A 20079-nucleotide genomic window follows, 5' to 3' on the forward strand; every position below is an offset into this window, starting at 1 on the left:
ATTATAGTAGAAAATACGAGTGATCTTTATCGAAAGTTCCAGTTTCTGGGCAGAAGAAAGGAGCCGTGGTCACGGCCCCCTAAGATCATTTGACTTGCTTCTGGATCATCAATCGATGGTACTCATTCAGCAATTCGTCTAGTTGTTGACTTACCATGATCATTTCCCGATCGGCAAGACGTTTACTTCGGGCGAGATGGTTTAATTCCATCCGGAGCTCTTCAATTTTGAGGATGAGTTCCATGTCGAACAACTCCCAGGTCGAGGTATCGATGCCATCCGTCCGCTTTCGACTGGTGACCGTCCAACATCTTCCGTGTACTGCCACTGTTCTGCACCAAATTAAAGCGGTAACTATATTTTCTATGTCCGTTTTTGTAAATCCTCCCTAAATTCTGAAATAAATTGCAAAAATCTGTCGATTCAGTGAATTTTATTAAAATTTTAAGTTTTGGTGGAGAATCAAAAAGGACCGCGCATGGCGGCCCTTCTAGGTTTCATCGCAAAGGAGATTATTTGCTGTCCGGTGTCGGAGCAGGGTGAGCGACTAAGTACTCCACCGCATTATAGGTCAAGAGCGCCGCTTCCGCACGGGTAATCAAATCTCCCGGATGGAATTGATTACTCTCATCCAGGTTGGCGATCCCAAGCACGAGTGCACGTTGCACCGTACCTTGATAAGAAACGTTGAGCTGGTCATCGTCAGCAAATTCGATCGGTTTGATATTGATCTTCGGTAAATCACCATACTTCTCCATTGCCAAAATCAGCTGATGGGTAAACTCTTCGCGCGTCATGGGCTTGTCCGGATTCACGTTGGCGTCAAGATCAAACCCGTTCTGTTGAGCAATCGAGAACGCTGGGGCATACCAGGCCTCTTTCTTGACATTCACAAAATTGTCGCTGGCGCTCTCAGGAGCTTCCAACTTCAACCCCAGCAGGTTGACAATCAGCTGAACGCCTTGGCTTGTGGTCAGCTGGTCATCCGGCAAAAAGCTGTCGGCGCTGACGCCGCGAACGATGCCTTTGGCTTGCAAAACAGAAATGCTGTCTTTGGCGACAGACTGGCTTACATCTTTAAAGGACCCCGCGGCTGCAAAGCTTTCTCCAGCTAAGGACAAGCTCAAAATGGCTGCGGCGGACAACATAGCTACGTTACGTTTAAACATGGTGATCACCTCGTCTAGTTATTTTTGATAATTCCTAGACGAAGAGAGTTGGAAAAGGTTGCAGATTTAATTAAAAAGATTTTCCAAATGGAATAATTCGCGTCACGTGTTGGATTTCGTCGAGCTTCACCCAGACGGCCCCTTCTGTTGTGCGCAGATGTACTTTGTCGGGCGCTGAACCCCACTTCGGCAGTCCGGTCATCATTTGTCCGTCATGCAGTTGGATGACTACCTGATGGCCCAGCGTAACCGCCATCTTCAATTCGTGCATGAATGCTACCCTCACCTTTCCGCAAATTCGAGCCAATCTCCTGTAATTCTAACCTTAACTTACCATATTTCCTAACTGATTAATTTATCGGATAAAGGTGACTTGAATTTTGGGTTGATATTGAGTGGAATTCTGTATATAATCATTAATACGGAATTTTTGAACAAGCCGGGGTGGCGGAATTGGCAGACGCACAGGACTTAAAATCCTGCGGTAGGTGACTACCGTACCGGTTCGAGCCCGGTCCTCGGCATGGATGAAGATAGAGCGTATTCGTGAATCGAATGCGCTCTATTTTTTTATAGGACAAATGGATTATTTTGATGAAAAACGTTACGAAAATTCTACTAAATGTCGATATAAAACAGGAGAAGACTGGAAAAAGGTTCCGGTAAATTAGCAATGAGAACAAAGGAGAGGAATCAATGATTGCTAACAGGAAGATGACGTATTGGATGCTCGTCTTGACGCTCCTCCTTTCGGTGCTTGCTCCAACGGGCGCATTTGCAGCAACCGGGGACATCAAGGAGATTAACATTGATGGAGCGGGTACAACCGTTGAGCTCGGCGTGGGTAAAACCAAGCAGCTTAAAGCCACTGCTTCGTTAGAAGGAGGCGGCACCAAAGATGTGACCACGACTGTAACTTGGTCATCCAGTGATCCAGCCGTAGCTAAGGTAACGGAAGGCGGCGGTTTAGTCACAGCGCTGAAGAGCGGTACAGCAACCATCACAGCGGAATATAAAAACACAACTACAGAGGTAGGATCTGTTTCAACTATCACGATTAAAGTGACAGACACCTACACGGAATTAGTTTTGGAATACAAATTAGACGGAAAATATAATCTGGACACTTCTGACACCGATCTGACGGTTATTGCTAAAGCGAAGGTAGAGAACGCGGCTGTTGAACCTAAGATTGTAACGGAAGAAGCGGACTGGACTTCCTCCAATGCGAATGTACTGACTGTAGAGAAGGGCCAGATTACCCTGACTGGTACAGGGGAAGCGACGATTACGGCTAAATATGCCGGTCTGACGGCTTCTTTCAAAGCGAAAGTGACATCGCCGTACTCCGGCTTGAAATTGTTTAAGACGGTTGGAACAACCGAGACGGAGATTAAGGAAAAAGAAGACCTTGAGCTGATCATGGCCGACAAGGAAGTAAAGCTTCAGGTCAAAACGGTGCTGAAGAGCAACCCGAGTACGACAAACGACGTGACGGATAAAGCCACCTGGTCTTCTTCGGATACCAACGTAGCTACGGTGGAAGACGGAACGGTTAAGATCGTATCGACGGGGAAAGCAACGATTACGGCAACCTATTATGGCGAACAAGCCAAGGTAGATATTTACGTAAGGGCTCCATATGAAGCGATCCTGCTCACGCCATCCGGCGATCAGACGCTGTTTATCGGGGAAACGTTGGCGGTGAATGCCGGCGTTAGAGTGAAAGCAAACGAAACTCAAGACGTCAGCAGTGCTGCTGAATGGACTTCTTCCAATAAATTAGTTGCTACGGTAAGTGACAACGGCGTTGTTACGGCCAAAGCGGCAGGATCGACGACCATTAAAGCCAGCTATCAAGGCGTAAGCAAGAGCTTCAAATTAACAGTACTTCCTACGGTGACTGAGCTGAAAGTCGAGAAGGAGAAACTGGAAGTCTATGTAGGAGGCTCGGCGAGCTTGCCGAAGGTGACGGGCACGAAGCTGGATGGAGAATCCATTGACCTCAGCGACGCTATCACTTGGACTTCGAGTCAAGAGGGTATCGCGGTAGTCGAGGATGGAAAGATCGTTACGAAGGATCTGGATGACTCGGTGGTTTCTGCTGAAGTTACATTGACCGGGAAGCTGATGGAAGCCGGGACAGGGCTGACTCCAAACGCAGATTTCCCAATTCGGGGAACTACGGTTGAAGTGAAAGTCACAGTGAAAGAAAAGGTTCTGACGTTGATTTCAACGAAAACTTCGATGGACATCGTGATCGGCGAGGAAAACGCACTGCCAGAAATTACGGTTGTCTATGAGAACGGCGTGGAGCAAACGAATCCTGCCGGTGTGGAATGGTCCGTAACCGGTTCGAATGCGGTACTGAAATCCACAGCGGAAGGGAAGAAGCTGAAGGGCCTCAGCAAAGGCTCGGCCACGCTGAAAGGAACTTTTGAGAACAAGACGATCAGTGTATCGGTCTCCATTGAGCCGAAAATTACCAAGATTGTTGTAGAGCCGCAAACGATCGATCTCAACATCAAGAAATCGAAATCGATCAAGGTAACAGGATATTATGCCGACGGGAAGAAAGTCACCCTGTCCTCCAAAATGGGCTGGGTCTCCTCCGATGTGAACGTCGCAACGGTGTCGTCTTCTTCGGTGAAGGCGGTCGCTGAAGGGACTGCGACGATCACCGGTTCTTACCAAGGAAACGTCGTTACCGTGAAAGTGAACGTGGTTCCGAAGCTGGTGAAGCTTGAGGTTAGCGAGAAGAAGCTGCAGCTTGCTCCTGGAGCGGCCAAATCGCTCGTTCTTACCGCAACCTATGATAACGGCAAAGTCGTCACAGTAACAGGCAGCGCGAAATGGACCACTTCCAAGGCCAACGTTGCGAAAGTATCTGCGGGTCAAATTGAGGCGATTGCCAAGGGCACAGCTTCCATCAAAGCAGAGTATGGAGGCAAGAAAGTGTCGATCAGCGTATCGGTGAAATAAGATCGAACAAAATGGAGAGAGTCTGCCTTAGAGAAGGCAGGCTCTTTTTTGTAAGCTTGCGCTTCTCTACTTTGCACTATTTCCTAAATTTAGATTGATTTTAGGCAGGATCATCCTCTATAATTAGAACAAATGTTCTGGGAAGGGTTAACATCAATGATTAGACAGAAGAGACATCGGACGGTTGTTGGCGTATTGCTGGTGTGGCTGAGCGTACTCGTTGCAGGCTGCAGCCCGGCGAACTGGGAAGGAGTCGCGGGAAGACTGGCGGAGAACACCTCCGTTGCCCCCGCAGTGGAAGGGGAGGGGCAGCTTCGCGTGATTTTTCTGGATGTGGGGCAAGGCGCGTCGCAGCTGTTGATCAGCCCCTCCGGGCATACGATGCTGATCGATGCGGGGAACAATGACCAGGAGCAGGCGATGCTGGACTACTTGCGGTCTTATGGCGTGGCCCGCTTGGATGTCGTGATTGGAACGCATCCGGATGCCGATCATATCGGCGGGTTGGACCGGGTGATCGATCGTTTGGACATTGGCGAGATCTATATGCCGAGGATTCAGTCCAATACGAAGACGTATGAGTCCTTGCTGAATTCTATTCGGAGCAAAGGGCTGAAGGTGAAGACCGCCAAAGCAGGTCTGGAGCTGTCCTGGGACGAGCAGGTGAAGGTGAGCATGATCGCCCCGGTGACCGTCACCGACGACAATAACAACATGAGCGCCGTTGTGAAGGTGACCTACGGCTGCACTTCCTTTCTATTAACCGGAGATGCTGAATCCGAAAGTGAACGGGAGATGCTGGAATCCGGCGTGAATCTGCGCGCTGACGTTCTGCTGGTTGGGCATCATGGCTCGAAATCGTCAACGACGGCCAAGTTTCTGAACGCAGTGAAGCCGAAATACGCGGTGATTCAGGTGGGAGAGAATTCTTACGGGCATCCGACGAAGACGATCTTGAATCGACTGTCCAAGCAGCAGGCAGAAGTCTATCGCAACGATCTTCAAGGTACGGTGGAGTTCGCCAGCGACGGTGAGGGCTACCGGATCACGACGGAAAGGTAGGATGGAGATGAGCCACATCGTGGAAGGCTTTGAAGGCGATTTATGCATCTTGGAATCAGACGGCAAGCTCCGCAATGTGCCGCGTTCCCAGGTGGATCCCAAGGTCAAAGCAGGAGATGTCGTGGAATGGAACGGCACGAAATGGGTTCCCAACCTGCGGGAAACGGAAGAGCGAAGCCGGCATATTCGCGCTTTGATGGATGAAGTATGGGAAGATGAGGAGTAGGGTTAATTACGAACATTAAGGAGGAATGTTGAAGATGTTGATTCGACCGCAGACAGGAGAATACGCACCGCATTTTGAACCTTACATTCAGATGGCACCTGAGGGGGAGTTGGTTGCTTTTCTTGAGGAGCAGCCGAAGCGGCTGAGAGAGAAGTGGGCTGGCATTAGCGAAGAGCAAGCGAATTACCGGTATGCCGAAGGGAAATGGAGCGTCAAGGAAGTGATCGGCCATATCGCGGATACGGAACGGGTGATGCAATACCGTTTGCTGCGGATTGCCCGCGGCGATACGACGCCGCTTTCAGGCTTTGATGAGGAATTGTTCGCCCGTCATGCCGGGTTTGACCGCCAGTCGATGGAGGAGATCGTCAAGGGCTTCGAGATCGTGCGGGAATCCACGTTGGCGTTGGTCCGTCAACTGGATGACGAAGCATGGGCCCGTATGGGGAACGTAGCTGACTTTCCAGCCTCTGCCCGTGCCTTCGCCTATATCATCGCCGGGCATGCGGAGCATCATGTTCGGATTTTAAGCGAGCGGTATGCAGCACAAGTTTAAGCCGCATCGCCGCAAACATAAAAGGACGGAGATGCCATTTTATGAGAATGAACTGGCCCCTTTGTCAAGGACACTTTGAAAAAAGAGTCAAGCTGCAGACAGAAGATGATTCCTGTATTACACAGGGGTCATCTTTTTTCGTTCCCATTGATATCTGTAATTGTTGTAGTAATGGATGTAACAGTTAATTTCAATTGATAGTTCTTCTAGAGTTAAGCAATTGCGACTAATGCATGATCTTTAAGATGGCCGAAAAAGGATTACTACGGTGCGTTATCCTAACAGTTCCCTCGTCTAGGTGTCTTTTTACATATAAAGTATCATTTCAAAGTGAACATTTTTATATAGCTGTGAAAGTTTTATTTATATATAAGCCGATCTGTAAGCGCTTTATAATTTAGATATAGAAATTATTATATAAAAAGGAGTTGCAAGGTAAATGAGGGCGTGGTTGAAGATTATCGCTTTGGCTTCTGTATTTGTGCTGATTGTGCCTGCAATTACTCCGGCACCGAAGGCGAAAGCTTCAAGCAGTTTTATTATGGGCGGGGATGTATCCATGCTCCATGAGGTGGAGCAACGGGGTGGAAAGTTCTACGATAATGGGGTAGAGAAGAATGCATTGGAGATTTTGAGCGATCATGGGATGAATGCAGTACGATTGCGGCTCTGGGTTGATCCTTACGATAGTGATGGCAATCCGTACGGCGGCGGAACAAATGATCTGGCGACGACGATATCGCTTGCTCAGCGAGCTAAGGCTCTGGGTATGGATGTCTTGCTCAATTTCCATTTCAGCGATTTCTGGGCCGATCCGGGAAAGCAAAATAAACCGAAAGCATGGAAGAATTTAACCTACAGCCAATTACTCACGACAGTTTACGATTATACCAATAGCGTTATCACGCAGATGAAAGCAGCGGGCGCGTTGCCGGATATGGTGCAGGTCGGCAATGAAGCTAGCAGCGGTATTCTGTGGGATGACGGTAAAGTCGGTGGGGGGATCGATGATTTTACCCAACTTGGCGAATTGTTAACCTCGGCCATTAATGGGATTCATGCGGCTCTGGCACCGGGCGAGGATATCGAGATCGTACTGCATCTGGACCATGGAGGCGACAACAACTTGTATACCTGGTGGTTTGATAAAATCGAAGAGCAAAATGTCGATTACGACATTATCGGCTTAACCTATTATCCGTTCTGGCATGGAACGATGGGGGAACTGGCTTACAATTTGAATGCCATTAGCAACCGCTACAATAAGGATGTGATGATCGTCGAAACGGCGTATGGATTTACGTTGGATGATGGCGATGGTCTGGGCAACTCTTTTTATACGACAGAAGAAGAAGTTGGCGGTTATCCGGCATCGGTTGCGGGCCAGACGGCATATTTGCGGGATCTGAAAGAAATTGTACAAGACGTGCCGAACAATCATGGCCGCGGTATTTTCTGGTGGGAGCCGACATGGTTGCCGGTTGAAGGGGCTCATTGGGGAAGTGAGGCCGGCAAGCTGTACAATAATGATACCGGGTTATTGTCCAATCCGTGGGACAACCAGACGTTGTTCGATTTTTCCGGCAATCTGTTATCAACGGTTTCTGTATTTACTGAAAGCACCCCGGTGAACCTTGTATCCAACCCGAGTTTTGAAGCGGATGGCTGGACAACGACGCCAACAGCTTGGAACCGCTGGGCGGCCAATACCGCATCATATCAAGCCATCAAGGTCGAGAACAATGGCGTTACCGGTAGTTACAAACTTACGCACTGGCTCGACACCGCGTATGAAGCGTCCACTTATCAGAATATCACTGGATTGTCCAACGGCACCTATACTTTGTCAGCCTGGGTGCTTAACAGCGGAGGGCAAGATACGGTTCAGCTCTATGCAAAAAACTATGGCGGATCAGAGCGTAATGTGGATCTTCCCGTGAGTCCGGAAAAATGGGTGAAGGTGAAAATCGAGAATATTCAAGTCACCAATGGCCGAATTGAAATCGGCGTCTATTCCAAGGCTAACGCAAACAACTGGATGAATCTTGACCACGTCAAGCTGTATAAAACGAACTGACGCCAACGGTTCGAAGCAGCCTCAGCATGCCTTTGTCTTGCTGGAGCTGCTTTTTTTGCTATGGAGAGGGAGAATTTTTATACAGGCAGCAAAGTTTTATTATATATAAACCAATCTGAAAGCGTTTTATATTTAAATTGATGGTTGATTCGTTAGCAGGTGAAGAGAAGGGGGAAATGAACATGAGAATGAGAAAAACAATGGTATTCTCGTTAATTTGTATGATCATGCTGGCGTTTTCGGCTTGTGCACCCGACAGGACGGGTCAGCTAAACGGCAATGTGGACAATAACGGGGGGGGCAATGGAGGGGTTGCCGTACAAGAGCAGGGAAGCGGGGAGGACGAAAAACCGGATAAATTGATCATATGGTCGAATGACGATGCCAAGCATGTGACAGCGGTGGAGCAGCTTGCAGGCGAGTTTACGGCGAAGACGGGAATTCCGGTGGAAGTCGTGCCCGTCAGCGGTTCCGAGCAGGTGCAAAAGCTGGCCTTGGCCGCTCCTGCGGGGAATGGACCTGACCTGTTCTATCAGCCGCAGGATCGTTTAGGTGATATCGTCGTGCAAGGTTTGGCCGATCCAGTGGAGCTTTCGGAACAGGAGCTTGCGCAGTACAGCGAGGCGGCCCTGAATGCGGTACAGTACGAGGGACAAATCTATGGCTTCCCGATCTCGATTGAAACCTATGCGGTGTACTACAATAAGGTGCTGATCGATCAGGTGCCAGCTGCCCTGGAGGATGTTGCCAAGCTATCCGCTACGTTGACAGATCCCACCAAGGACCAGTATGCGTTTCTGATGGTACCGGATTTTTATTACGTGATTCCGTTTATTACGAATTATGGCGGATATATTTTTGGCGAGAAGGATGGCAAATATGATTCGGCTGATCTTGGTTTGAACAATGAAGGCTCGGTACAGGGCATGACCGCCTTTGCCGACTTTATCAAGCGCACGGGTATTCCGGTAACGATGACCAGCGATGTGATGGATACGCTGTTTCTGGAGGGTAAGGCCGGTATGGTTATCAACGGGTTATGGGCAATGAAGACCTACTCCGATAAGCTGGGAGATCAGCTCGGGACAGCATCCATTCCGACAGTGAACGGAAAGTCTGCACCTTCCTTCGTCGGGGTGAAGTCTTGGTTTATTTCCGCCTATTCCGAGCATCCGTCCTGGGCGAAGCAGCTTGCGCTTTTCCTGACCAATGCGGACAGTTCGGAAGTGTATTACGAGAACACGGGGGAAATACCGGCCCGGCCAGATGCACAACAAAATATTGGCGATCCGTTGTATAGCGGATTCGTGCAGCAGATTGAAAGCGGGATAGCGATGCCGAACATTCCGGAGATGAGTGCTGTCTGGAACATGGACAGCGCCGTTGATTTTATCGTGCAAGGGGAGGACCCGCAGTCTGTATTAGATGAAGTTACAGAGCAGATCGCGGCCCAAATCAAGGCGACGGGTCAGTGACGATATCGTACTTTGGAGGAATCATCCATGAGAGAGCAAAATGCTGTACCATTAGGCCGTCCAACACCAGGGATGCATCAGAAGCACAGGCCCTGGCTGGCGATGGTGTTGTCCATTCTGTTTGCTGGCCTAGGGCAGCTGTACAATCGCAGCTATATCAAAGGAATCATACTTTTCCTGATTGAACTCGCATTTATTATTACCTTCTCTGATTTTATTGGATTGGGTCTCTGGGGGATCGTCACGTTGGGGACGATCCCGAAGGTGGACCATTCGATCTTTCTGCTGGTGTATGGACTGCTGTCGCTCCTCATGCTCGGGATTGCTGCGGTGATTTATGTTCTTAACGTCAGGGACGCCAAAAGGCAGGCAGAACAAATCGCCAGAGGCTGGCAGCGCCCGAAGCTGCGGGAAATGATGAAGCAAGCGTACATGAACAGCATTCCTTATATTTTGTCCGTACCCGGATTTATTCTATTGATTTTTGTCGTTGTTTTTCCGCTGTTGTTTGCAATTTCACTGGCGTTCACCAACTATGATCTGTACCATTCTCCGCCGCGAAATTTGGTCGATTGGGTAGGGTTAGACAATTTTATCAATCTCGTAATGGTGCCGATATGGAACCAGTCATTTCTTAAGGTGCTGTCCTGGACCTTGGTCTGGACGATTGTTTCAACAACGCTGCAGATTGGCCTGGGATTATTCTTGGCGGTGCTGGTAAACGACAAGCGCATTCGCTTCAAGCGTTTGATCCGCACGATTCTCATTTTACCGTGGGCCATTCCCAACTTTGTGACGATCATGATTTTTTCCGCGTTGTTCAACGATCAATTCGGTGCGATCAATCGTACGATCTTAGCCCGGTTCAATATCGCTCCAGTCGCGTGGTTGAGCGATCCGTTGTTTACGAAGATTGCCCTGATCAGTATTCAGGTGTGGCTAGGTTTTCCGTTTTTGTTTGCGTTATTTACGGGTGTGCTGCAGAGTATCTCCCATGATGCCTACGAGGCTGCCGATGTGGACGGCGGTACGCGCTGGCAGAAGTTCCGTTATATTACTTTGCCGCATGTGCTGTTTGCCACGGCGCCCTTATTAATCATTCAGTACACGTCCAACTTTAACAATTTCAATATCATTTATTTGTTTAATGGCGGGGGACCTGCGGTTCGCGGGCAGACGGCCGGCGGTACGGATATCTTGATTTCCTGGGTGTATAAGCTCACTTTTACGACGAACAACTACAACATGGCGGCAGCCATCTCCCTGATTATCGGGGCAATTGTAATTGTTTTCGCCTTCTTTCAATTTAGACGAACCAAATCGTTTAAAGAGGAGCGTGATCATTCATGAGCAGGCGCATGAAATCCCGGTTGGAAGTAACAGCGATCTATCTGGTCATCGGGTTGATGACGATCGTGATCTGCTATCCGCTTGCGTGGGCCATCGGCCTGTCCTTTAACGAAGGCACCAGCTTGTATTCGTCTAGCATTATCCCCAAGGAGCCGACGCTGGAGCATTACCGCTGGTTGTTCACCAGTCCGGAGAGCAATTATCTTATCTGGTACAAAAATACACTCTATGTTTCAACAATTAGCAGCCTATTGTCCATCCTGTTTACATCAATGACAGCGTATGCCTTGTCGAGATTCGAGTTTGTCGGCAGAAAAAGCGGTATGTACGTGTTCCTGCTGCTGCAGATGTTTCCGGTTATGATGGCGATGGTTGCGCTCTATATCTTTTTAAATTTGATCGGGTTGTTAGACACCTTGATTGGGCTGATTATGATCTATGTCGGCGGCCAGATTCCTTTTAATGCGTGGTTGGTGAAAGGATATTTAGACACGATTTCCCGGGAGTTGGACGATGCGGCGAAGATCGACGGGGCTGGGCCGATCCGTGTGTTCATCAAGATTTTGCTGCCCTTAATTACACCGATTTTAGCGATTGTGGCGTTGACTAACTTTATGCTGCCGATTTTCGATTTTATTTTGCCATCGATCATTCTGCATGATAAGAGCAAATATACGTTGGCGGTCGGCTTGTACCATTTTGTCACCGAAAAATATTCCAGCAATTTCACGGTCTTTACAGCTGGAGCGATATTAATCGCCGTTCCAATTGCCGGGATTTACTTGTTTTTGCAAAAGTATTTTATATCAGGACTCGCTGCCGGCGGAACGAAAGGTTAACGGCAAAGAGATAAGGAGTGGATGAAAATGAGTATAGAATTTATTAAGGGTGCGGACATTTCTTTTGTCGATGAAATTGAAAGTGAGGGCGGCGCGTTTTATGAACATGGCCGAAAGCGCGATGTGTTGGATATTTTAAAGGACAGCGGAGTGAACTCCGCCCGCTTGCGCCTGTGGAACAATCCGGAGTTCGATTACTGCAATCCGCGAAAAACGATCAAGATGGCGAAGCGAATCAAGGAGAAAGGGCTGCATTTTTTGCTGGACTTCCATTATTCCGATTATTGGGCAGATCCCTCCAAGCAATATATGCCGAAGTCTTGGGTCGGCTTGAGCTTTCCGGAGCTTGTGAAGCAGGTGGAGGAGTTTACGGCTTCCTTCTTAAAAGAGTTAGAGGCTGAAGGGGCATTGCCGGATATGGTGCAGGTGGGAAATGAAATTACCAACGGCATGATCTGGGATGCGGGACGTGTCGATGGCGAGTACAATACGCCGCAGCAATGGGAGAAGCTGGCCGCGCTGATTGCTGCTGGCGTTCGCGGCGTCCGGACCGTTCCCAAGAAGGGGCAGCCGATCCCTGTTATGATCCATATCGACCGCGGCGGTGATAATGCGGGCAGCCGTTTCTTTTTTGACAAGCTAGCGGAGTTCAACATGGATTATGATATTATCGGTCTCTCTTATTATTCGTGGTGGCATGGCACCCTGGAGGAATTTACGAACAATCTGCATAATTTGGCAGGACGTTACCGGAAGCCGATTGTCGCGGCAGAAGTGGCTTATCCATGGACGATGACGCCGCCGGACGAGCAGCCGCTGATTTTTAATAAGGAAGAGTGGGTGCATCCCGGTTTTCCGCCGACGGTAGAAGGGCAAAAGAAGTGGCTGGAGGAACTGATCCGACGCATTAAACAGGTGCCTGATGGGCTTGGTTTGGGGCTTTATTATTGGGAACCTTGCTGGATTCCGTCCAAGCCAACCTGGTCAGTCGGGCATGAAAACAACTGGTCCAATTTGACCCTGTTTGACTATAGCGGCAACAAGCTGAGTTCTCTGGATGCATTTTTGGAAGAGTGACTCAAAAATGATATTGAAAGGAAAGCAAGCCATCCTACATAATAAAGGTAACAAAGCAGGGGTGGTGAAGCTTTTGGACTGGAGAGATGAGAACATTCGTTATGTGTTTTCTTCGATCGAGCGTTCGCTTCCTTTATTTTTGGAGTCGATCGGTTATAGCGCATGGGAGCGTGTTTTTCAACGCCCTGAAGGTTATCCTTATTATCACTGGCTTCACACATTGGAGGGCGAGGGTCGCTTTGAATTGCTCGGTGAGGCGGTTTCGCTCACCAAAGGAAAGGGTGTATTATTGAAACCGTTTACCCCGCATAGCTATTATCCGGTGTCGGATCGTTGGTCGACCATCTATATTACATTTGGCGGAGATTCCGCGGCGTCGATCATGGAGTCCTTGAACATGAATACCTCGACCTTTTACGAGGAGGGGGAGGAGCAGTCCTTTGGCGCGTTGTTCAACGACTTGTTCCGGCGTATCGATCAGGCGGAATCCCATAGCGAGATTGAGGTATCTACAGATCTTTATTATTTCTTGATGCAGTTGCGCAAATTCGGTATGCTGAATAACCGCCCGTCGTTGTCACAATACTACAACAAGCTGCAACCTATCGTCCATTGGATGGAACAGCATTTAGCTGATAACATCGGCTTGCAGGAGATTGCAGAACATGCCCATATTGGCATGAACGCGCTGCATGAGCTGTTTCAGCAGGCTTTTGATATGAGCCCCTACTCATATCTTATTCAGTTGCGTCTGCGTGAAGCGAAGAAGATCATGCTGCAGCATCCTAATCGTGCCCTTCGCGAGGTGGCCGAGCAAACGGGCTTCAATGATGTCAGCCACTTCGTGGCAACCTTCCGTAAGAAGGAAGGGATCACACCGGGCAAATACCGCGAGTTGCATCTGAATGCAGATTGGGCTAGCGCAGGAGAGTAGGTTAAAGATGCATAGAGTACCGAGCAATTTTAGATCAGAGTCAAAAATGAAAAAGAGAGCGAGTCCAGGTTGACTGGCCCCTTTGTCAAGGACACTTTGAAAAAAGAGTCAAGCTGCAGACAGAAGATGATTCCTGTATTACACAGGGGTCATCTTTTTTCGTTCCCATTGATATCTGTAATTGTTGTAGTAATGGATGTAACGGTTAATTTCAATTGATAGTCCTCCGTCCTGGATGTTAGTACAAGTATACAGAAAAATCCCCACAGCCTAAACCCTTTTTTCAAAGTGTCTAGTCTATGGGGACCAGTTTAGATGGCATCTCTGTCCTTTTTAATTACTCATGGGACATGATGAATTCCAGTTCACCGCTGAAACGGTAAGGTCCGAAGTTTGCAGGCAGGATGAAATGGTCGCCTTTCACCAGATCGTAGCGGTGTTCACCAGCTGTCAGCGTGCCGCTGCCAGCGAGTACACTAAAGATCGTATATTTCTCGTTTGGCGCAACTTCAGCATTGCCAGATACGTTCCATTTTTCCACCGTAAAGAAGGAATTGGACACGAATGAGGTGATTGCCAGACCGTCTTTTTGATTAGTTTCATAGGTTACCGGTACATACGCTTGCGGAACGGTAGTCACGTCGATCGCTTTCTCCAGATGGAGCTCACGGGTGTTACCGTCTTTGTCGCGGCGATCATAGTCGTATACCCGGTAGGTGGTATCCGAGCTCTGTTGCGTTTCGAGCACGACGATCCCTTTACCCAGCGCGTGCAGCGTTCCGCTTGGAACATAGAAGAAGTCACCCGGTTTAACCGGCACTTTCGTCAGGAAGCGATCCCACTCGCCGTTTTCGATCATCGAGACGAGCTCTTCTTTTGTTTTGGCTTCATGTCCGTAAATGATTACAGCACCGGGTTCGGCATCTACGATGTACCAGCATTCGGTTTTGCCCAGCTCCCCGTTCTCGTGTTTGCCGGCGTACTCGTCATCTGGATGCACCTGTACCGACAGGTCGTCGGAGGCGTCGAGAATTTTCGTCAGCAGCGGGAACACCTTGGACGAGGAACGGAACAGCTCCGGATGGGAGGTCCACAATTCCCCCAGCTTCATGCCTTGGTACGGTCCGTTCTTCACTACGCTCTGTCCGTTCGGGTGAGCGGATACGGCCCAGCATTCGCCGGTATGGTCATTCGGGATGTCATAGCCAAACAAATCTCTTAGCTTGGTGCCGCCCCAAATGCGTTCTTGGAAAATCGGCTGCAAAAAAATCGGTTCATTCATCGTTATCGGACTCCTTTTGTCTCTATAGATCAGTATGGAATATGGATTAAGGCAGCGGCGCCGATCAAGCCGGCGTCCTGATGAAGCGCGGCGGGAACGATAGGGGTTTGCCGTCCCGAAGGGTTCAGCGCATACTTGGACACGTAGTCGCGCACCGCGTTAAACAACGGATCGCCAACCTGGGAGACGCCGCCGCCGATGACCAGCTTCTCCGGATCAAACGTATTAATTAAGGTGACACAGCCAACGCCGATATTTTCGAAGACTTTGGCTACAAGCTCCTGAATCACAGGTTGCCCAGCCGCCGCCAAATCAAAAGCTTCTTTAGAAGAAACCTCACGGCCAAGCAGCTCAGAGGCTTGTCTTGCGACCGCGGTGCCGGAGGCGACAAATTCCCAGCAGCCCTTCTGCCCGCACACGCAGGTACCAACGGATGGATCCACGACGATATGGCCGACATCGCCGGCATTCCCGCTTGCTCCAGTGATGAGCTTGCCGTGGGAGTAGATCCCGGCGCCGATGCCCGTGCTGATCGTGATGAATACGAAGTGCTCAGCATCCTTGGCAGCGCCAAGCCATTTTTCCGCAAGGGCCGCAGCGGTAGCGTCGTTCTCCAGCCGAATCGGCAGACTGAAGTAGCGCTTCAGTGAGTCGACGATCGGGAAGTTCCACCAGCCCCGCAAATTCGGCGGTTCGGCGATTTTCCCTTCCTTCGTGTTTAATGGGCCGGGAGCTCCAACGCCGATGCCTAAAAGCTCGGACTCTGCGATGCCTTGGGCGGTGAGGATATCTTGGATTGCAGCGGCCATCCGGTCGACCATCACCTCTGGCCCCACCGTCTGATCGGTTGGCAGCGATACCTTCGTCCGCACTTCACCGTCCGTGCCAATCAACCCGATGGCCGTCTTCGTGCCCCCGATGTCGATACCAATTGCATAACTCAACGTTCATTCCTCCTGTGGAACTGAAGATTCACAACTTGACAAACTTGACAAAATAAATATTTGTAAAGTACCATGTAGGTTAAGTGTAGCACGATTCGAAAGGAATGAAAAGAATGGGCCGTAAAAAGAAAGTCTCGATGCAGGATATCGCTGACCGTCTGCAAATTTCTAAAAATGCGGTGTCATTGGCGCTAATGAACAAAAAGGGCGTCAGCGAGGAGATGCGCCGCCGCGTGCAGGAAACCGCGCGTGAGCTGGGGTACGGACCTTACGCGCACCAAGAGAGCGGACAAGCGAATATTTTGGTGCTCGTTCCTGAACGGATCATGAGCTATCAGGATAATGATCATTTTCAGTTTTTTCACGATATGATTTGGGGATTGGAACGAAGCGCGCGCAAAAAAGGACTCAACGCTGTCATCACCCCGCTTGATCGGGAGATGGAAGCCGCGCGTTTGCTGCCGGGACCGTTCACCGATATTCCGTACCGGGGAGTGATTCTGTTTGGGATTGTGGACCGGGCGTATGCGAAGCGCATTTGGGAGCTGGACACGCCGCTGGTGCTGATGGATTCCTACTACCACGATCTGCCTTGTCCGGCCGTCACCTCGGACAATCAGGAGGGGGCCTATACAGCGGTCTCACACTTAATTGAAGCCGGCCACCGGGACATCGGGTTTATCGGGCCGACGAACCTGTCGACCAGTCATGAGGAGCGCTGGTTTGGGTTTGAGAAAGCGATGAAGGAGCAGGGGTTGATCATTCGGGAGGCGGCCTGCTTGACGACGTCCAAGGGCTATGATTACACCGCGGCAGAAATCGCGAATTTTCTGGATGGGTTAGGGGAGTGGCCGACGGCGTTTTTTTGCGGGAATGATCGTATTGCTTATTTGCTGGCCGGTCTCTTGAAGACGCGAAACAAGCGATTGCCGGAGGATGTCTCCATCGCCGGATTTGACGATTTGCCCTATGTCAACAGCGAGGGTTTAAATGTGACGACGATGCGGGTGGAGAAGGAGCGCATGTGTGATGCCGCAATTAGCTTGCTCCTGTCAGACCTTGGGCGTTCCCGCGAGAAGATTCACTGGCAAATCCCGCCCACGTTGGTTGTCCGGGAGTCTGTTGCTCGGAGAGGATAGGGGCCTAGGCTAGATGAAAAAAAGGGTGCCCACAGAGCCGGTTCACCGGTCCAGTGGACACCCTTTCGCGTTCGTGCAGGCGTTACGCCAACACGCTGACTTATTTGTTCAGTGCTGCTTCGTAACGTTTCTCAACTGCAGGCCAGTTGATGACGTTAAAGAAAGCGGCGATGTAGTCAGGACGTTTGTTTTGATATTTCAGGTAGTAAGCATGCTCCCATACGTCCAGGCCAAGGATTGGCGTTTTGCCTTCCATCAGCGGGGAGTCTTGGTTCGGCAAGCTGTAAACGGACAATTTGCCGTTAGCATCTACAGCCAGGAACGCCCAACCGCTGCCGAAGCGAGTGGTAGCTGCTTTCGTGAATTCTTCTTTGAATTTGTCAAAGCCGCCCAGCTCGTTGTTGATCGCTTCAGCCAGCTTGCCGGAAGGTTGGCCGCCGCCGTTCGGGCCGATCGTTTCCCAGAACAGGGAGTGGTTCGCATGGCCGCCGCCGTTGTTGCGGACAGCAGTGCGGATGCTTTCAGGAACGCTGTCCAGATCGCTGATCAATTCTTCAACGGATTTGGATTGCAATTCTGGAGCGGATTCCAGAGCTGCGTTCAGGTTCGTTACATACGTATTATGGTGACGATCATGGTGAATCATCATCGTTGTTTCATCGATATGAGGTTCAAGCGCGTTGTTCGGGTAAGGCAATGCAGGTAATTGATGTGCCATTTCTAAATCCATCCTTTCTTCTCCAATATGTAGTAGTAATTCCGACAAAACTAATTATAAATCCGCACTCCGACTTAGTCAACATAGATGTATATTAAGTATGTTAAATCGTTCGCAGCCATTGACAAATCAGTTCGTGAATTTCATAATGAGGGTTCAAGCATCATTAGCCTACAAGTTTGGGGTGAAAAGACGTCATGGGGTTGGGCATCGTTATCGTTGAGGTGTGCGACAGCAACCTGATGAGCGCGCTTGAGCTGGAGAAGCTGGAAGAAGAATACCCCGAAATTGCCGTGATGCGGCAGGACTGTCTTAGTTTATGCGGGTTATGTAAGCTTAGACCGTATGCACTGGTGAACGGCAAACGCGTCTCCGCCAAGACGACGGAGGAGTGTATCCAGCTCGTGAAGCAAGCCATTGAGGACGAGTTAGCCGTCTATGATATATAACCAAAAAAAGCAGCCATGAGGCTGCTTTTTTCTATAGGCGGATCTCCTCAGCGTTCGCGCTGGCGGATCACATACACACATTTTCTCCCTTGTTGGGCCAAGCATTCCGTGCGTTCGACATCGGCATCCAGCAGCGATTCAAACAATTTCAGCTCGCAGTCGCAGGCATGATTGTAGCGGTTCGCGATTTGCGAGATCGGGCAGTTATGCTCCATCAGGACATACTCGCCGTGATCGGTTTCTTGAAGCTCGGTCATATATCCATTGTCGTTTTGAATCTCCGAGAGCGTGCGTACTTTTTCAGTCAGCGATTTCCCTTGCATCTCGGACATATATTTACGGCTCAGCTTCTCCTTACGGCGATCGAACAGGCGGTCTACCATGTCTTCGCCGCTCTCCTCGGCCAGTTCGTCCAGCAGATCCAGCGTAAGCGAATGATATCTCTTGGGAAAAAGCCCCTCAGCCAGCTCGGTTAACCCATACACAGCAGTGGGCCGTCCTGCCGTCTGCCGAATCATTTTCGATTCGATCAGCCCGTCGCGTTCCATCGTGCCGAGATGGCGGCGCACCGCCATTTCCGTGATCTGCAGTTCTGTCGTAAGCTCTTTGGCACTCAGAGGTCCGGCGGTTTTCATTAAATGAAGAATCCGCTCGCGGGTGGAAAGGTCTTTTTTGGCATTCATGCGTGACACTCCCTCTCGGGTGATAAGTTCCGGCGGTCTTAGCTTTGCGGGACGACGAGAGCGGCTTCCCGGCACGCCTCCGAACAGAAGCCGTGATGTTCTTCGGCGGCGATCAGGATGCGTCCCTTGATCCCCAGCTCTTTGCAGTATTGCAGATGCTCGGCAGTGAAGGCGGCAGGATCCTCGATCCGGACAAATTTATAAAATAATAATACGCGATAAGCGTGTTGTTCCATTATTTGAATCACCTATCTATTCTATGATGAATTCTACTGCATTGTAGTCCAAGGCTCTCGACTTAGTCAATATATAAGTATAGTAAGTATATTAATGCAGGTCTAGCGGATATTCTTTCCTTGCGAAGCCGTGGAAGCATGAAATTGGGAATAAGGGTTGCCGGGACCTCCGGTTCCCAGTACAATGATCTGGTTCAGGTGAATGCAGGTGAGAGGGGAACTTTTGATGAAAAAATGGCTTTTGCCAGTCCTGCTTGCTGCCTTGTTTGTGGTGCTGGGCGGGCTGCTACATACGGAGGGATTGCGTTCGATTGACCGCAGTATCGGGGACTTTTTCTATGGGCTGCGCAATGACAGCATCACTCCGGCAGTCAAAGCGATCTCTGAGTTGGGAACAACCACCGGTTTTGTTGTGGTGCTGGGGATTGCCCTCATTTGGACATTGCTGGTTCTGCGGAACGGACGTTATGCCTTTTGGCTGACGATCAGCCTGGCAGGCGGGTGGCTGCTGAACAAAGTGTTGAAAGCTCTATACACCCGGGAACGACCTGACATGTGGGACAGCCTTGTTGTACCGGACGGGTACAGCTTTCCCAGCGGAAATGCGATGATCTCCGTCGCTTTCTTCGGGGTGATCGCGTTGCTGCTGCTTCGTTCCGGTAGGGTGGGGAATCGCATTTGGGCGGTGGTGGTGCTGCTGATCATTTTGCTGATTGGGGTCAGCCGCTTGTACTTGGGCGTGCATTATGCCAGTGACATTGTTGGCGGCTTTCTCGCGGGTGCGGTGATCGCCGAGCTGTGTGCTTGGGGGGCCGTGGGCCGAAACAGAATATAATGAATAGAGAAGAAAGCCCGCCATCCGGCGGGCTTTCTTCTTTATA

21 protein-coding genes, 1 tRNA gene and 2 pseudogenes are annotated in these 20079 nt (G+C 49.9%); 14 read left to right on the plus strand and 10 right to left on the minus strand.

From position 1 onward, the window contains the following. Window positions 1-85 precede the first annotated feature (85 nt). The 3 genes from POTG_RS14815 to POTG_RS14825 all read right to left on the minus strand — a co-directional run bounded on the left by POTG_RS14815 (window position 86) and on the right by POTG_RS14825 (window position 1440). Window positions 86-328, minus strand: a complete 243-nt coding sequence (locus tag POTG_RS14815) for an aspartyl-phosphate phosphatase Spo0E family protein (protein WP_198136211.1) — start codon at window positions 326-328, stop codon at window positions 86-88. Between the two features lie 184 nt (window positions 329-512). Further along, on the minus strand, window positions 513-1169 hold the full coding sequence (locus POTG_RS14820) for an S-layer homology domain-containing protein (protein ID WP_036645638.1): 657 nt from the start codon (window positions 1167-1169) through the stop codon (window positions 513-515). A 70-nt stretch (window positions 1170-1239) separates the two neighbouring features. Then, on the minus strand, window positions 1240-1440 hold the full coding sequence (locus POTG_RS14825) for a hypothetical protein (RefSeq protein ID WP_036645641.1): 201 nt from the start codon (window positions 1438-1440) through the stop codon (window positions 1240-1242). A 167-nt stretch (window positions 1441-1607) separates the two neighbouring features. On the opposite strand from POTG_RS14825, the gene POTG_RS14830 reads away from it, so the two are divergent. The 5 genes from POTG_RS14830 (at window position 1608) to POTG_RS14850 (ending at window position 5995) form a co-directional block, all read left to right on the plus strand. After that, window positions 1608-1693 (plus strand) — tRNA-Leu (locus tag POTG_RS14830). 172 nt (window positions 1694-1865) lie between these two features. Then, window positions 1866-4151 (plus strand): Ig-like domain-containing protein, encoded by a 2286-nt coding sequence (locus tag POTG_RS14835; RefSeq protein WP_009225648.1) that lies wholly within the window; start codon window positions 1866-1868, stop codon window positions 4149-4151. A gap of 156 nt (window positions 4152-4307) precedes the next feature. Next, the gene (locus tag POTG_RS14840) at window positions 4308-5213 is read left to right on the plus strand and encodes a ComEC/Rec2 family competence protein (protein WP_232282315.1); all 906 of its coding nucleotides are present in this window, start codon (window positions 4308-4310) and stop codon (window positions 5211-5213) included. 7 nt (window positions 5214-5220) lie between these two features. After that, window positions 5221-5439 carry a DUF3006 domain-containing protein gene (locus POTG_RS14845; protein ID WP_036645676.1) on the plus strand — a complete coding sequence of 73 codons (219 nt, stop codon included), beginning with the start codon at window positions 5221-5223 and terminating at the stop codon, window positions 5437-5439. A 34-nt stretch (window positions 5440-5473) separates the two neighbouring features. After that, the gene (locus tag POTG_RS14850; protein WP_036645644.1) at window positions 5474-5995 is read left to right on the plus strand and encodes a DinB family protein; all 522 of its coding nucleotides are present in this window, start codon (window positions 5474-5476) and stop codon (window positions 5993-5995) included. 117 nt (window positions 5996-6112) lie between these two features. Here POTG_RS14850 and POTG_RS24910 read toward each other — a convergent pair. Then, window positions 6113-6255: pseudogene (locus POTG_RS24910) on the minus strand (IS3 family transposase); the annotation flags it as partial. Window positions 6256-6434: 179 nt separating this feature from the next. Here POTG_RS24910 and POTG_RS14855 point away from each other — a divergent pair. The 6 genes from POTG_RS14855 to POTG_RS14880 all read left to right on the plus strand — a co-directional run bounded on the left by POTG_RS14855 (window position 6435) and on the right by POTG_RS14880 (window position 13747). Next, the gene (locus POTG_RS14855; protein ID WP_009225652.1) at window positions 6435-8072 is read left to right on the plus strand and encodes a glycoside hydrolase family 53 protein; all 1638 of its coding nucleotides are present in this window, start codon (window positions 6435-6437) and stop codon (window positions 8070-8072) included. A 182-nt stretch (window positions 8073-8254) separates the two neighbouring features. After that, window positions 8255-9547: a sugar ABC transporter substrate-binding protein gene (locus tag POTG_RS14860; protein ID WP_009225653.1), complete on the plus strand. Its 1293-nt coding sequence runs from the start codon at window positions 8255-8257 to the stop codon at window positions 9545-9547. A 27-nt stretch (window positions 9548-9574) separates the two neighbouring features. Further along, window positions 9575-10897 (plus strand): carbohydrate ABC transporter permease, encoded by a 1323-nt coding sequence (locus POTG_RS14865; RefSeq protein WP_009225654.1) that lies wholly within the window; start codon window positions 9575-9577, stop codon window positions 10895-10897. Then, window positions 10894-11736: a sugar ABC transporter permease gene (locus POTG_RS14870; RefSeq protein ID WP_009225655.1), complete on the plus strand. Its 843-nt coding sequence runs from the start codon at window positions 10894-10896 to the stop codon at window positions 11734-11736. The genes POTG_RS14865 and POTG_RS14870 overlap by 4 nt, the downstream gene beginning before the upstream one ends. Window positions 11737-11763: 27 nt before the next feature. Continuing rightward, window positions 11764-12813 (plus strand): glycoside hydrolase family 53 protein, encoded by a 1050-nt coding sequence (locus tag POTG_RS14875; protein WP_036645648.1) that lies wholly within the window; start codon window positions 11764-11766, stop codon window positions 12811-12813. A gap of 64 nt (window positions 12814-12877) precedes the next feature. Next, window positions 12878-13747 carry an AraC family transcriptional regulator gene (locus POTG_RS14880; protein ID WP_009225657.1) on the plus strand — a complete coding sequence of 290 codons (870 nt, stop codon included), beginning with the start codon at window positions 12878-12880 and terminating at the stop codon, window positions 13745-13747. Window positions 13748-13885: 138 nt separating this feature from the next. Here the strand turns inward: POTG_RS14880 and POTG_RS25425 are convergent, their stop codons facing one another. The 3 genes from POTG_RS25425 to POTG_RS14890 form a co-directional block, all read right to left on the minus strand. Then, window positions 13886-14014 (minus strand): IS3 family transposase, encoded by a 129-nt coding sequence (locus POTG_RS25425; protein ID WP_430053082.1) that lies wholly within the window; start codon window positions 14012-14014, stop codon window positions 13886-13888. A 70-nt stretch (window positions 14015-14084) separates the two neighbouring features. Then, window positions 14085-15029: a mannose-6-phosphate isomerase, class I gene (manA, locus tag POTG_RS14885; RefSeq protein ID WP_009225658.1), complete on the minus strand. Its 945-nt coding sequence runs from the start codon at window positions 15027-15029 to the stop codon at window positions 14085-14087. A gap of 29 nt (window positions 15030-15058) precedes the next feature. Further along, the gene (locus POTG_RS14890; protein ID WP_009225659.1) at window positions 15059-15973 is read right to left on the minus strand and encodes an ROK family protein; all 915 of its coding nucleotides are present in this window, start codon (window positions 15971-15973) and stop codon (window positions 15059-15061) included. A 113-nt stretch (window positions 15974-16086) separates the two neighbouring features. On the opposite strand from POTG_RS14890, the gene POTG_RS14895 reads away from it, so the two are divergent. Then, a complete protein-coding gene (locus POTG_RS14895; RefSeq protein WP_036645650.1) occupies window positions 16087-17112 on the plus strand; it encodes a LacI family DNA-binding transcriptional regulator in 1026 nt (341 codons plus the stop codon). Between the two features lie 100 nt (window positions 17113-17212). Here POTG_RS14895 and POTG_RS14900 read toward each other — a convergent pair whose 3' ends face one another. Continuing rightward, window positions 17213-17830 (minus strand): superoxide dismutase, encoded by a 618-nt coding sequence (locus POTG_RS14900; RefSeq protein WP_036645681.1) that lies wholly within the window; start codon window positions 17828-17830, stop codon window positions 17213-17215. Window positions 17831-18027: 197 nt separating this feature from the next. Between POTG_RS14900 and POTG_RS14905 the strand changes: the two genes are divergently transcribed. Further along, entirely contained in the window at window positions 18028-18279 is a 252-nt protein-coding gene (locus POTG_RS14905) for a DUF1450 domain-containing protein (protein WP_009225662.1), read from the plus strand. Between the two features lie 47 nt (window positions 18280-18326). Here POTG_RS14905 and POTG_RS14910 read toward each other — a convergent pair whose 3' ends face one another. Beyond that, on the minus strand, window positions 18327-18962 hold the full coding sequence (locus POTG_RS14910) for a helix-turn-helix transcriptional regulator (protein ID WP_036645652.1): 636 nt from the start codon (window positions 18960-18962) through the stop codon (window positions 18327-18329). Between the two features lie 80 nt (window positions 18963-19042). Next, window positions 19043-19198, minus strand: a pseudogene (locus tag POTG_RS14915) (rhodanese-related sulfurtransferase); the annotation flags it as partial. 226 nt (window positions 19199-19424) lie between these two features. Here POTG_RS14915 and POTG_RS14920 point away from each other — a divergent pair. Next, entirely contained in the window at window positions 19425-20033 is a 609-nt protein-coding gene (locus POTG_RS14920; RefSeq protein WP_050769777.1) for a phosphatase PAP2 family protein, read from the plus strand. The last annotated feature ends 46 nt before the right edge of the window (window positions 20034-20079 follow it).

It is taken from the genome of Paenibacillus sp. oral taxon 786 str. D14 (assembly GCF_000159955.1).
GTDB lineage: Bacteria > Bacillota > Bacilli > Paenibacillales > Paenibacillaceae > Fontibacillus > Fontibacillus phoenicis.

Coding starts and splice junctions, on each gene's coding strand:
- POTG_RS14820 (WP_036645638.1), bottom strand. CDS start 1,169: ATGTTTAAACGTAACGTAGCTATGTTGTCCGCCGCAGCCATTTTGAGC.
- POTG_RS14825 (WP_036645641.1), bottom strand. CDS start 1,440: ATGCACGAATTGAAGATGGCGGTTACGCTGGGCCATCAGGTAGTCATC.
- POTG_RS14835 (WP_009225648.1), top strand. CDS start 1,866: ATGATTGCTAACAGGAAGATGACGTATTGGATGCTCGTCTTGACGCTC.
- POTG_RS14840 (WP_232282315.1), top strand. CDS start 4,308: ATGATTAGACAGAAGAGACATCGGACGGTTGTTGGCGTATTGCTGGTG.
- POTG_RS14845 (WP_036645676.1), top strand. CDS start 5,221: ATGAGCCACATCGTGGAAGGCTTTGAAGGCGATTTATGCATCTTGGAA.
- POTG_RS14850 (WP_036645644.1), top strand. CDS start 5,474: ATGTTGATTCGACCGCAGACAGGAGAATACGCACCGCATTTTGAACCT.
- POTG_RS14855 (WP_009225652.1), top strand. CDS start 6,435: ATGAGGGCGTGGTTGAAGATTATCGCTTTGGCTTCTGTATTTGTGCTG.
- POTG_RS14860 (WP_009225653.1), top strand. CDS start 8,255: ATGAGAATGAGAAAAACAATGGTATTCTCGTTAATTTGTATGATCATG.
- POTG_RS14865 (WP_009225654.1), top strand. CDS start 9,575: ATGAGAGAGCAAAATGCTGTACCATTAGGCCGTCCAACACCAGGGATG.
- POTG_RS14870 (WP_009225655.1), top strand. CDS start 10,894: ATGAGCAGGCGCATGAAATCCCGGTTGGAAGTAACAGCGATCTATCTG.
- POTG_RS14875 (WP_036645648.1), top strand. CDS start 11,764: ATGAGTATAGAATTTATTAAGGGTGCGGACATTTCTTTTGTCGATGAA.
- manA (WP_009225658.1), bottom strand. CDS start 15,029: ATGAATGAACCGATTTTTTTGCAGCCGATTTTCCAAGAACGCATTTGG.
- POTG_RS14895 (WP_036645650.1), top strand. CDS start 16,087: ATGGGCCGTAAAAAGAAAGTCTCGATGCAGGATATCGCTGACCGTCTG.
- POTG_RS14900 (WP_036645681.1), bottom strand. CDS start 17,830: ATGGCACATCAATTACCTGCATTGCCTTACCCGAACAACGCGCTTGAA.
- POTG_RS14905 (WP_009225662.1), top strand. CDS start 18,028: ATGGGGTTGGGCATCGTTATCGTTGAGGTGTGCGACAGCAACCTGATG.
- POTG_RS14910 (WP_036645652.1), bottom strand. CDS start 18,962: ATGAATGCCAAAAAAGACCTTTCCACCCGCGAGCGGATTCTTCATTTA.
- POTG_RS14920 (WP_050769777.1), top strand. CDS start 19,425: ATGAAAAAATGGCTTTTGCCAGTCCTGCTTGCTGCCTTGTTTGTGGTG.